This is a genomic window from Burkholderia sp. S171 (assembly GCF_009766085.1).
In the GTDB taxonomy this organism is placed as follows: Bacteria; Pseudomonadota; Gammaproteobacteria; order Burkholderiales; family Burkholderiaceae; genus Caballeronia.
The window spans coordinates 1-11,494 of sequence record NZ_LMUF01000011.1 but is presented as its reverse complement, the minus strand read 5'-3'; the positions used below and the strand labels follow the sequence as shown (position 1 = coordinate 11,494).

Annotated in this window: 9 protein-coding genes; 4 read left to right on the top strand and 5 right to left on the bottom strand. The window is 59.4% G+C overall.

Annotated features, from left to right (window positions below; translation table 11 throughout):
- Positions 1-12: 12 nt before the first annotated feature.
- The 3 genes from GSQ93_RS07625 to GSQ93_RS07615 form a co-directional block, all read right to left on the bottom strand.
- On the bottom strand, positions 13-825 hold the full coding sequence (locus GSQ93_RS07625) for an ATP-binding cassette domain-containing protein (RefSeq protein WP_158935032.1): 813 nt from the start codon (positions 823-825) through the stop codon (positions 13-15).
- 16 nt (positions 826-841) lie between these two features.
- The gene (locus GSQ93_RS07620) at positions 842-2,044 is read right to left on the bottom strand and encodes an ABC transporter permease (RefSeq protein WP_254073800.1); all 1,203 of its coding nucleotides are present in this window, start codon (positions 2,042-2,044) and stop codon (positions 842-844) included.
- A gap of 158 nt (positions 2,045-2,202) precedes the next feature.
- Positions 2,203-3,255, bottom strand: a complete 1,053-nt coding sequence (locus GSQ93_RS07615; protein ID WP_158935031.1) for a sugar ABC transporter substrate-binding protein — start codon at positions 3,253-3,255, stop codon at positions 2,203-2,205.
- Positions 3,256-3,467: 212 nt separating this feature from the next.
- Here GSQ93_RS07615 and GSQ93_RS07610 point away from each other — a divergent pair, with 212 nt between their 5' ends.
- The 4 genes from GSQ93_RS07610 (at position 3,468) to GSQ93_RS07595 (ending at position 6,662) form a co-directional block, all read left to right on the top strand.
- Positions 3,468-4,364 carry a MurR/RpiR family transcriptional regulator gene (locus GSQ93_RS07610; protein WP_158935030.1) on the top strand — a complete coding sequence of 299 codons (897 nt, stop codon included), beginning with the start codon at positions 3,468-3,470 and terminating at the stop codon, positions 4,362-4,364.
- A complete protein-coding gene (gene iolG, locus GSQ93_RS07605; RefSeq protein ID WP_158935029.1) occupies positions 4,354-5,352 on the top strand; it encodes an inositol 2-dehydrogenase in 999 nt (332 codons plus the stop codon). Before GSQ93_RS07610 ends, iolG begins: the two co-directional genes overlap by 11 nt.
- On the top strand, positions 5,349-6,368 hold the full coding sequence (locus GSQ93_RS07600; protein WP_158935028.1) for a Gfo/Idh/MocA family oxidoreductase: 1,020 nt from the start codon (positions 5,349-5,351) through the stop codon (positions 6,366-6,368). The genes iolG and GSQ93_RS07600 overlap by 4 nt, the downstream gene beginning before the upstream one ends.
- A 66-nt stretch (positions 6,369-6,434) precedes the next feature.
- Positions 6,435-6,662: a sulfurtransferase TusA family protein gene (locus GSQ93_RS07595; RefSeq protein ID WP_158935027.1), complete on the top strand. Its 228-nt coding sequence runs from the start codon at positions 6,435-6,437 to the stop codon at positions 6,660-6,662.
- A gap of 77 nt (positions 6,663-6,739) precedes the next feature.
- On the opposite strand, the gene galU is transcribed toward GSQ93_RS07595, so the two are convergent.
- The gene (gene galU / locus GSQ93_RS07590) at positions 6,740-7,621 is read right to left on the bottom strand and encodes a UTP--glucose-1-phosphate uridylyltransferase GalU (protein ID WP_158935026.1); all 882 of its coding nucleotides are present in this window, start codon (positions 7,619-7,621) and stop codon (positions 6,740-6,742) included.
- 224 nt (positions 7,622-7,845) lie between these two features.
- Entirely contained in the window at positions 7,846-10,728 is a 2,883-nt protein-coding gene (locus GSQ93_RS07585) for a valine--tRNA ligase (protein ID WP_158935189.1), read from the bottom strand.
- Positions 10,729-11,494 lie beyond the last annotated feature (766 nt).

The following is an 11,494-nucleotide window of genomic DNA, read 5'->3' as shown; positions in this document are numbered from 1 at the left end:
GGGCGTGCTGGCTCAAGCCGGTGCGTCTTCCAGTTCGTTCATCATTTCCTGCATTTCGGCGCCGCCCGCCATCATGTCGAGTACTTCGTTCTTGGTGATGGTGTCTTTCGTGAACGTACCCATCGACTTGCCGCGATTAAGCAGCGTGAACGAATCGCCGATCGGATACGCGTGGTGTACGTTGTGCGTGATGAAGATCACGGAGATGCCTTTTGCGCGCGCCGTGTGAATCAGCTTCAGCACGTTAAAGCTTTGCTTGACGCCGAGCGCTGCGGTGGGTTCATCGAGGATCAGGACACGCGCGCCGAAGTGAATCGCCCGTGCAATAGCGAGACATTGCTTCTCGCCGCCTGACATCGTGCCTATCGGCTGATGCGCGTCCCGCACGTTGATGCCCATTTCGCCGAGCCGTGCCCGCGATGTTTCTGCGGCGAGATCCAGGTCCATGACGTTGATAAAGCCGAAGCGTTTTTTCTGCGGCTCGCGGCCCATGAAAAAGTTACGCGCCACCGACAGCAGCGGAACCAGCGCAAGATCCTGATAGACCGTTGCAATACCAAGATCGAGCGCTTCTTTCGGCGAGCCGAAGCGGACCGGTTTTCCATCGACGAGATACTCGCCGGAAGAGGGCGTATGGACGCCCGCCAGCGTCTTGATCAGGGTCGACTTGCCGGCGCCGTTATCGCCGAGCAGACAATGCACTTCGCCGCGTTTGAGGCGTATCGTGACGCCGTTCAGCGCGATCACCTTGCCGAAAAACTTGCTGACATTTTCCAGCGCAAGGATGGTGTCTTCGGGCGCTGCGCTCTGGATGGGATCGGACATGACTTTTCCTCCTTGCTTATTGAGCCTGTGACACGCGGCGGCGCACGTAGTGATTAAACAGCACGGCGATCAGCAGCATCATGCCGAGGAACACACGGAACCAGTCAGAGGGCACGCTGGTGTAGCCAATGCCGATCTGGACCACGCCGAAGATGAGCGCGCCGAAACATGCGCCGACCACCGAGCCATAACCACCGGTTAGCAAGGTCCCGCCAATCACCGCAGCAATGATCGCCTCGAATTCCTTTTCGAGTCCCCGGTCCGCTGCAGCCGAACCGATGTCGCACACTTGCAGCACAGCAAACAGGCACGCACAGAATGCGGTCAGCACAAACAGCGAGATCTTCACGCGCCGCACCGGCACGCCGACATTCTTGGCCGCTACCGCGTCGCCGCCGGCCGCAAAGATCCAGTTGCCGAAACGGGTCTTCGCGAGGACGAACGCGCCAATGGCGGCGAGCACGACCCACCAGAGGATCACTTTCGGAATGCCCGGCACCAGCGGCTGGCCGTTGTCGAGCATCTTCAGGATTCCTATGTGCCCCAGCCACACGAATAAATCGCGCAGGGCAACGCCATGGAAAAGGGTATTGGCAAACCAGTCTTTCGCGGCAATGTCGCCTACGCCGGAAACGATCGTCCGGTCGGCGAACATGATCGACAGAGCGAGCGTCAGGCCGCGCAAGATGAACAGGAAGGCCAGCGTGACGATGAACGACGGCAGCCGCGTGCGCATCACGATATAGCCGTTCAACGCGCCGAGCAGCATGCAGCCCGCGAAGGCGAAAATGATCGCGAGCCAGATCGGCCAGTGGAAATAGACGGTGGGAATGGCGACCATCATCCCTGCAAATCCGATCATGGAGCCAATCGAAAGGTCGAACTCGCCGGCAATCATCAGCAGGCAGGCGCCGACGGCGAGGATGCCCAGGTAAGCGGACACCTGCGACCAGTTCATGATGCCGTCGAGGTTGAACATGCCCGAGCCGCCGGCGGCGATCCCGAACACGACAAAGACCAATACGGCGCCGGAGATCGCGGCGAATTCCGGACGATTCAGGATGTGCCCGAAACGGGATTCGCGGCGGATACGCTCGTCGGCCGAGGCCGCAGCGGTGACAGTGGATGAGCTCGAGGTCGCGACGTCGTCAGACGGCTTGCGATGTCCCGAGAGAACAGGTTTTCCGGCTACGCCCATGATGTCTCCTTCGTCTTTCATTCGCGATGCGGCGTTGGTTCACGGGGCGAACATGCTGATGCGCGAGCGATACGGTTCAATAATGCGGATGACGTGATGAATGCTTGAAGGTGCTTGTCGAAGATGGCGGCGCGGTTTGCAACACGCTTGAGGTCAAACTAACCGCGCCGCCATCGGGTTCAACGGTACTGTCCTGCGTACTTGAGCACCTTGTCGACGTTTTCCTTGGTGATAAAGCCCGGGCCTGAGCCGATATTGCGCGCCCCGTAGGACGGAGCGAGCCCGTAGGTGCTAAGCCGCGCCTGGAACTTCGGATTCGCTTCGAGGGCCTGGCGAATCTTGACCGGATCGGTGGTGTGATCCTTCTTCACGATAGCCAGCACGGCGACCGGGATATAACCCTGCAAGTAGGGTTGCTGGTCGATAGCAAACTGGATCGTGCCATCCTGGATTGCCTTCGCGATGTCGGTGTCAAAGTCGAAGGTCGCGAACCAGAGCTTGCCGGCCACGCCCATCTGCTTGAGTGCCTTGATGGTCGGGTCTGCCGACAGCGGGCCGAGAGCGAGCACGGCCTGGGTATCCGGGTGATTACGCAGATACGCGCTCACCTTGGATTGCACCGTGGTCGGATCCTGGCCTGCGTCCAGCGTGGAGGACTTGAAATCGACGCCAAGCGCCTCGGCGAAACCGCGGCAACGTTCGAATGAAGCCGGATTGGTCGCGTAGTGGTTCACGCACAAGAATGATTTGATGCCCGCCGCTTTCGCCTTCTCGCCAGCAGCTTTGCCGGCCGTATATTCAGGCTGGCCGACGTGCATGATCGCGCCGAGCTGCGCGCTTTGCTCTTCGGTGCCGGAGTTGATGGTGATGAGCGGAATGTGTTTCGCCGTGACCTTGGCGATCGCGCCCTTCAGCACGTCGAAGTCGGCAATCGTGACGATCACACCGTCAACGTTACGAGCCGCTGTTTGTTCGATCAGGCGCGCCATATCGGCTATATCGCCGTTCGGCGGGTTGCGGTAATCCGTCTGGACATTGAAGTCCTCGTCCGCCTGCTTGATGGCGTTCTTGATCGTGTTCCACCACGAGTCCGAATCCGGCGCATGGCTGATCAAAACGAAATGGGCGTCGGGCGCAGCGTGGGCTGCCTGACTGCTCAGTGCTGCTGCGCCGCACAACGCAGCGGCAGCCGCGAGCGCGCGCAGAGCGCCTCGGCGATTGCTAAGTCTCATTGTCTCCACCTATCTCGGTTGTTGTTCTGAACGAGCATCCGGCGTCTTGCGTTCGGCGCGTAACGTCCCCTGCTCAGGACCAAGATTAGGACAAGTTTCGTCGCTCTGCAATAGGAAGTTTAACTATGCGAAGTTTGGAAAATTAATTCCATTTGTTCGATCAGGTATCTATAATCGATTGCATCGACTACAGAACAAACCACGAGCGCGGCATGCAGGAAGACACGCAAGACCCCCAAGAGACGACCGAGACGCTCACAGTCGATGAACTGATGCAGCGGATCACCGAGGCCTACGACGCGTTGCCGCGCCAGCTTAAAAGCGTGGCGACCTACATCGAGCAACATCGCAGCAACGTCATGATGGATCGCACCGGCGACATCGCGAGCGCGTGCGGTGTGCATCCATCGGCTGTTGTGCGCTTCGCCCAGCGCTTCGGCTTCTCGGGCTTCTCCGACCTCCAGGCAATCTTCAAGCAGGCCTACACGGGCCAGAACGGTTCCGCGCAGAGCTATCAGCAGCGCATCCGCAAACTCATCGATGAAAAGCCGGGCAAGTTGTCGGGTGGATCGGTGGCGCGCGAATTTATCGCGGCGAGCCGGAGTGGGCTGGACGAACTCGAAGCGGGTCTCGACGATGCCCAGTTCGAAGCTGCGGTGAAGATGCTGGAACAAGCTGAGAACATCTACGTGATCGGCGTGCGGCGTTCGTTTGCGGTGGCGAGTTATATCGTCTACGCGCTGCAGCACACGGCTAAACGCGTGCATTTGGTATCGGGTTTCGGCGGCATGTATCGCGAGCAGATCCGCAGCGTGAAGAAGGGCGACGTGGTGGTCGCGATCAGCTTCGCGCCGTACGGCAAGGAGACGCAGTATTGCGTGCGCGCGGCGCAGCACCACGGCGCCAAGACGCTGGTGATCACCGATGGCCAGCTTTCGCCGCTCGCGCGTCACGCGAGCGCGCATTTGTTCGTGAAGGAAGGCAGCGCGTTTGCGTTCCGTTCGCTCACGAGCACGATCTGCCTGTGCCAGGCGCTGTTTATCGCGCTTGCGTACCGGCTTGAACTGAACGTAGAAGAATCAAGGGAGACAGGCGGCTATGACGATTGATGTGGCGGTGTTCGGAGCAGGGCGGATCGGCAAGATCCACGCGGCGAACCTGGCGAAGCAGCCGGGTGTGCGCCTGAAATATGTAGTCGATGTCAACAAGGAAGCCGCCGCCGCATTGGCCGCGCTTCACGGCGCACAAGTGGCTGACGTGGAAGGCGCGCTTGGGGATGCATCGATAGGCGCGACCGTCGTGTGCTCGAGCACGGACACGCACGCTGACCTGATCCTGAAATCGGCGGCTCAAAAGAAACATGTGTTCTGCGAAAAGCCGGTGGATTTGACGCTCGAACGTGCACGCGCGTGTGCCGATGCCGTCGCGAAAGCCGGCGTGGTCTGCATGATCGGCTTTCAGCGCCGCTTCGATCCGACCTTCGCGGCGCTGAAGGCGCGCGTGGAGGCGGGGGAAATCGGCGATCCGGAAATGCTCGTGATCACGAGCCGCGATCCGGGCGCGCCGCCGGTGGAATACATCAAGCATTCGGGCGGCATTTTCAAGGACATGCTGATCCATGACTTCGATATCTTCCGCTGGATGCTCGACGACGAAGCCGACACGCTGCACGCAACCGGAAGCTGTCTGACGGACCCGGCGATTGCGGAGGCGGGCGATATCGATTCAACGGCTGTCACCATTCGCACCAAACGCGGCCGCTTGTGCCAGATCAATACGACGCGGCGTGCCGCGTACGGATATGACCAGCGCTTCGAATTGCTCGGCAGCAAAGGCATGTTGCAGGCGGGCAATGTCCGCCCGACAGAAGTCACGGCGTATTCGAAGACGGCGGTTTCAAACGATGTGCCGGAGGCATTTTTCCTCGAGCGTTATCGCGCGGCATACGCGCTGGAAATCGCCCATTTCTTCGATGCCGTCCAGGAAGGCAAGCCGGTTCGCACGACGGTCGCGGACGGGCTGAAGGCGTTGGAACTCGCTGAGGCGGCTACGCGGTCGTGGCGAGAAGGAACAATCATCAAGCTGGGGGCGGCATGAAAGCGGCCGTTCGGATTGGGATTGTCGGATTGGGTCGGCTCGGTCAGCGCCACGCACGCAATCTGGCGTGGCACGTGCCCGGCGCAACGCTCGCCGCAGCGTGCAGTCCGGTCGCGGCGGAACGCGAATGGGCGGCCGCCAACCTGCCCGAACTCGCGCTCTACGACGACTACGATTCGATGCTGAAAGACACATCGCTCGATGCCGTCTGGCTCGTCACGCCGACTTCGCTACACGCTGACCAGATCATCGCGGCGTTGCGCGCGGGCAAGCATGTGTTCTGCGAAAAACCGTTGTCGCTGGATCTGGAGCAGTGCGATCGCGTGATCGAAGAAAGCGCGCGTTTTCCTGAGTTGCAAGTGATGATCGGTTTCGTGCGCCGCTTCGATGCAAGCTATCGCGATGCTTTCAACAAGATCAGCGAAGGTGCTATCGGCCGGCCGTTCATGGTCCGCTCGCAGACCGTCGACAAGAACGATCCCGATGGCTTTTTCGTCCGTTTCGCGCCGACATCGGGCGGTCTGTTCCTCGATTGCAGCGTCCACGACATCGATCTCGCGCGCTGGATGCTGGGTAACCCGCGCGTTACGCGTGTATTCGCCAGCGGCACGATCGCGATCCACGAAGGGCTGGCGGAATGCGGCGATATCGATAACGGGGTCGCCATTTGCGAGTTCGAGGGCGGCCGGATCGCGGTATTCCAGGCATCGCGTACGAGCGCCCACGGTCACGATACCCAAACGGAAGTGATCGGGACGGGTGGGGCGCTATCGGTGGGACACAATCCGCGCACAAATCGGGTGGAAATCTACGATGCCGGCGGCGTCCGCAACGAATGCACGCCGACGTTCTTCGAGCGCTTTGAGCAAGCGTTCCTGCACGAAGCCGAGGTGTTCGTGGCGTCGCTGAGCGGCGGTCCGGCGACCGGCTTGACGCTCGACGATGCGCGCGAGGCTACGCGTATCGGGATTGCGATGCGGGAGTCTCTGGCTAAAGGCCAGGCGGTGAATTTTTAAGCACTGGGGTAAAATCGAATCCTTATTAGCGTGATTACTAAGCGGGTTCGAACAAGGCTCAATCTGATGGAAGTGCACAAGGAAGTCGATGCGCGCGGGCTCACGTGCCCGCTGCCCATCTTGCGGGCGAAGAAGGCGCTGGCCGATATGCAGAGCGGTCAGATATTGAAAGTGCTGGCGACCGATCCGGGTTCGCAACGCGACTTTGCCGCGTTTTCGAAGCAGACGGGCAATGAGCTGGTGGAATCGTCGTCGCACGACAAGGTCTTCACTTTCCTCATGCGACGCCGCTGATTGGCGAAAGAAAGGCCAATAAAAAATGCCCATGGGTTTTAACCATGGGCATTTTTTTACGCCTTAAACGTGAGCGTTTAACCGAGCAGATGCGGCGAACGCGTGTTCAAGTACTCCTGGAAGTCGGCCGCCACTTCCGGATGGCGCAGCGCGAATTCCACCGTTGCTTTCAAATAGCCCAGCTTGCTGCCGCAATCGAAGCGCGTGCCGTGATACTTGTACGCGAGCACTTGTTCGTCAGCGAGCAACGACTGGATTGCGTCCGTCAGTTGCAGTTCACCGCCAGCGCCCGGTTTCAACGCACGGATGTGATCAAACACGCGCGGTTTCAGCACATATCGCCCGACCACGCCCAAGTTTGAAGGCGCATCGGCGGGTTCCGGCTTTTCCACAATTCCCGACAGCTTGAAAATATTGTCTTCCCACTCTTTCCCGTCGATCACACCATACGACTTGGAATCCTGAGCCGGGATTTCTTCCACGCCAATGACCGAGCTGTGATAGTGATCGAACACTTCGATCATCTGCGTCATGACCGGCGGCGTGCCGTACAACAAGTCATCGGCCAGGATGACCGCAAACGGGTTATCGCCAACCAGCTTTTCGGCGCACAGCACTGCGTGGCCGAGACCGAGTGCTTCGGCCTGACGCACATAGAAACAATCCACATGGCTCGGTTTGATGCTGCGCACGAGATCGAGCAGCTTTTGCTTGCCGCGGGCTTCCAATTCGGCTTCGATCTCATACGATTTGTCGAAGTGATCCTCGATCGCGCGCTTGCTGCGGCCCGTCACGAAGATCATTTCCGTGATGCCGGCCGCCATGGCCTCTTCGACCGCGTACTGGATCAACGGTTTGTCGACGACGGGCAGCATTTCCTTCGGGCTGGCCTTGGTCGCGGGGAGGAATCGGGTACCGAGACCCGCAACCGGGAAAACCGCTTTCGTAACTTTTAGCATGTGATGACCCTGATCCTCGTATCGTGTTTAAACGTCAAGCCTGAAACGTTGGGCATGGAAGCAGATGCCATGATGCAGGTTGATGCGTTGATAAAAAAGTACGGCGAGATTAATTCTTCAAGAATAAATACGCGCTTTGCTATAAGGCGGAACAAGCAATCGGTCGTTTTCAGCGCCTAGCCGGCCGCGCCCGGCCGGCTAAACCCGCCGAAGCCCCTTAGCGCCTAAGCCGGAAGCCGCGACAACTGCGCTTTCAACTTGTCAGCAGTCGATTCGAATTCCGCCAGCCGCTTGCGCTCCTGCTCGACCACTGCGGCCGGCGCGCGCGCCACGAAACTCTCGTTTTCCAGCTTCACGCGGGCCTTTGCGATTTCCTGCGTCAGGCGATCCACTTCTTTCGTGAGCCGTTCGCGTTCAGCCGCAACGTCGATTTCGACCTTCAACACCAGCTTGTTCGTTCCTACGATAGCAACTGGCGCGCCACTTGCCTCCGCATCGAGCGCGGATTCGTCAGAAATGATCTTTACCTCAGACAAACGCGCCAGCGCCTGGACATAGGGCGCAAATGACTTGAGCCGCGCTTCATCACCCGTTGCCAGCAGCGGCACTTTGACTGCCGGCGACAGATTCATCTCGCCGCGCAGATTACGACATGAATCGATAATGGCCTTCAGTTCGGCCGCCCACTGTTCAGACGATTCATCAATCTTAGACGGTTGTGCGACCGGGTAGCGCTGAATCATGATCGACGCGGTTTCTGCGCCTTGAGTGGCTTGCGGATACAGGTCCGTCAGCGGTGCGACCTTCTGCCACAAGGCTTCCGTGATGAACGGAATCACCGGATGGGCCAGGCGCAGCACCGTTTCCAGCACGCGAAGGAGGGTGCGGCGGGTAGCGCGCTGCTGCTCCGGCGCGCCGGTCTGGATCTGCACCTTGGCCAGTTCCAAGTACCAGTCGCAATACTCGTCCCAGACAAATTTGTAGATTGCGCTCGCGACGTTATCGAAACGGTAATCGGCGAAACCCTTCTCCACCTCTGCTTCCACGCGCTGCAAAAGCGACACGATCCAGAAGTCCGCTTGAGAGAAGTGGAGGTATCCACCCGGTCCGCAATCGCCTGCCTCACATTCCTCTGGCTTACCGAAACCACAGTCGTGGCCTTCAGTGTTCATCAGGACAAAGCGGGTAGCGTTCCACAGTTTGTTGCAAAAGTTACGGTACCCCTCGCACCTTGCCAGATCAAAATTCACGTTGCGACCGAGCGTTGCCATCGACGCCATGGTGAAACGCAGGGCGTCCGTGCCGAACGGCTGAATCCCGTCCGGGAATTCCTTGCGGGTCTTTTTCTCGATCTTCTCGGCTTGCTTCGGGTTCATCAGGCCGGTAATGCGCTTGGAGACGAGCGTTTCCAGGTCGATGCCATCGACGATATCGATCGGGTCGAGCGTATTGCCCTTGCTCTTCGACATCTTCTGGCCTTCCGCGTCGCGCACCAGACCGTGGACGTAGACGGTGTCGAACGGGACTTTGCCGGTGAAATGCGTGGTCATCATCACCATCCGGGCGACCCAGAAGAAGATGATGTCGAAACCCGTCACGAGCACGGACGAGGGCAGGAAGTGCTTGAGTTCCGGTGTTTCGTTCGGCCAGCCGAGTGAAGAAAACGGCACGAGCGCCGATGAAAACCAGGTGTCGAGGACGTCGTCATCGCGTTTGAGCGCGCCGGTGTAGCCTTTTTCCGTGGCCTCCGCGCGGGCTTCTTCTTCCGTCTTTGCAACGAAGATTTCGCCGTTATCGCCGTACCACGCCGGAATTTGGTGGCCCCACCAGAGTTGGCGCGAGATACACCAGTCCTGGATGTTTTCGAGCCACTGGTAATAAGTCGTCGACCAATTTTCCGGGACAAACTTGATTTCGCCGTTGCGCACCACGTCGAGCGCCGTTTCAGCGATCGATTTGCCCGGATGGAACGTGCCTTCCGGCGCCGGCTTGCTCATGGCGACGAACCATTGGTCAGTGAGCATCGGCTCGATCGCCACACCCGTGCGGTCGCCGCGCGGCACCATCAGCGCGTGCGGTTTCACGGATTCCAGCAGGCCCAGCGCTTCCAGGTCGGCCACGACCTGCTTGCGCGCGACGAAGCGGTCCATGCCCCGATACTTCTCCGGCGCGTTGTCGTTGATTTTTGCGTCGAGCGTGAGAATCTCGATCATCGGCAAATTGTGGCGCAAGCCAACCTGATAGTCGTTGAAGTCATGCGCGGGCGTGACCTTGACCACGCCGGTGCCGAACTCGCGATCCACGTAGTCGTCCGCGATCACCGGAATTTCCCGGTTCGATAACGGCAGCATGACCGTCTTGCCGATCAGGTGGGCGTAACGCTCGTCTTCCGGATGAACCATCACGGCGGTGTCGCCGAGCATGGTTTCCGGGCGCGTGGTGGCGACCGTCACGTGGCCGGAGCCATCTGGCAACGGATACTGGATGTGCCAGAGGCTGCCAGCTTCTTCTTCGCTGACGACTTCCAGGTCCGAGACGGCGGTGCCGAGCACCGGGTCCCAGTTCACGAGCCGTTTGCCGCGATAGATCAGGCCTTGCTTGTACAGCGTGACGAACACGTCCTGCACGACGGGGGACATTTTGTCGTCCATCGTGAAATATTCGCGCGACCAGTCGATGGACGCGCCCAGGCGGCGCACCTGGCCCGTGATGGTCGAGCCGGATTTCTGCTTCCATTCCCAGACGCGTTTCAGGAATTCTTCGCGACCGAGGTCATGGCGCGATATGCCTTGTGCATCGAGTTGCCGCTCCACCACGATCTGCGTGGCGATACCCGCGTGATCCGTTCCAGGCAGCCACAGCGTGTTTTCGCCGAGCATGCGGTGGTATCGGGTGAGGCTGTCCATGATGGTCTGGTTGAACGCGTGACCCATGTGCAGCGTGCCGGTGACGTTCGGCGGCGGGAGTTGGATCGAGAAATCTTTTTTGCCTTCGATCAGGGTCGGCGCAGCGTAGCCGCGCTTTTCCCATTCCGGGCCCCAATGGGACTCGATGTTCTGGGGCTCGAAACTCTTCGCAAGCGTGTTGTCACTCGTGTTGTCACTCATGGGGTGGGATCTGCCGAAAAATGCGTAAAAGAAGCGGGGGTGGGGAATTATAAGGCCGGTGGAGGGGGCCGTTGGCACTTGGGGGTTTTGGGGGGGCGCGGGTGGTCGGGGGTGGTGCCGGGTTGGTGCTTTCGGCCTAAGTGGTCTGCGAGAGTCGGATTTTCTCTTTATCACTGTTAGCCACTGTGCGTGGCGGCACGTCATTTCTTTGCCCAAAGCGGCAAAGAAACGAAGCAAAGAAAACGCTTTCAACCACACTACCCTAAGTGTCCACAGCGTGCAGTTTTCATTCATAGGTGCCCCAAAAGCACGGTGCTCGCCAGAGCGGAGGATGTGTGAAGCCCTCCTTCTCGCGAATCCTGACATAGACACGCTTCGCCACCCGTGCTCTCGGGCAAGCATGAGTGTTCCACCGACAGCCACGGCCCCGCGCGTATTTATCACCTCATTTCGTCGCAAGCCAGCTGCGCCGTTTTCACTGCTTTTGGGAGGGTGACAGCCTCACGCATTTTTACGGTCTTGTTTCTTCGCTTCTTGGTGGGTTGGCGACGTGGTTCGGCGTGCACACAACTTTGGTGGGTGGTTTACGCGGATAACGCGGGGTGTTCCTTGGGCAGGTTCGGTCACTGGTGGCGAAGCGTGTCAGAACCTGAGTTCGGAGAAGGAGGGTTTCACACATCGGTGGTTCTGGCGAGCACCGTGCTTTTGGGGCACCTATGAATGGGAGCTGCACGCTGTGGACACTTAGGGTAGAGCGGTTAAAGCG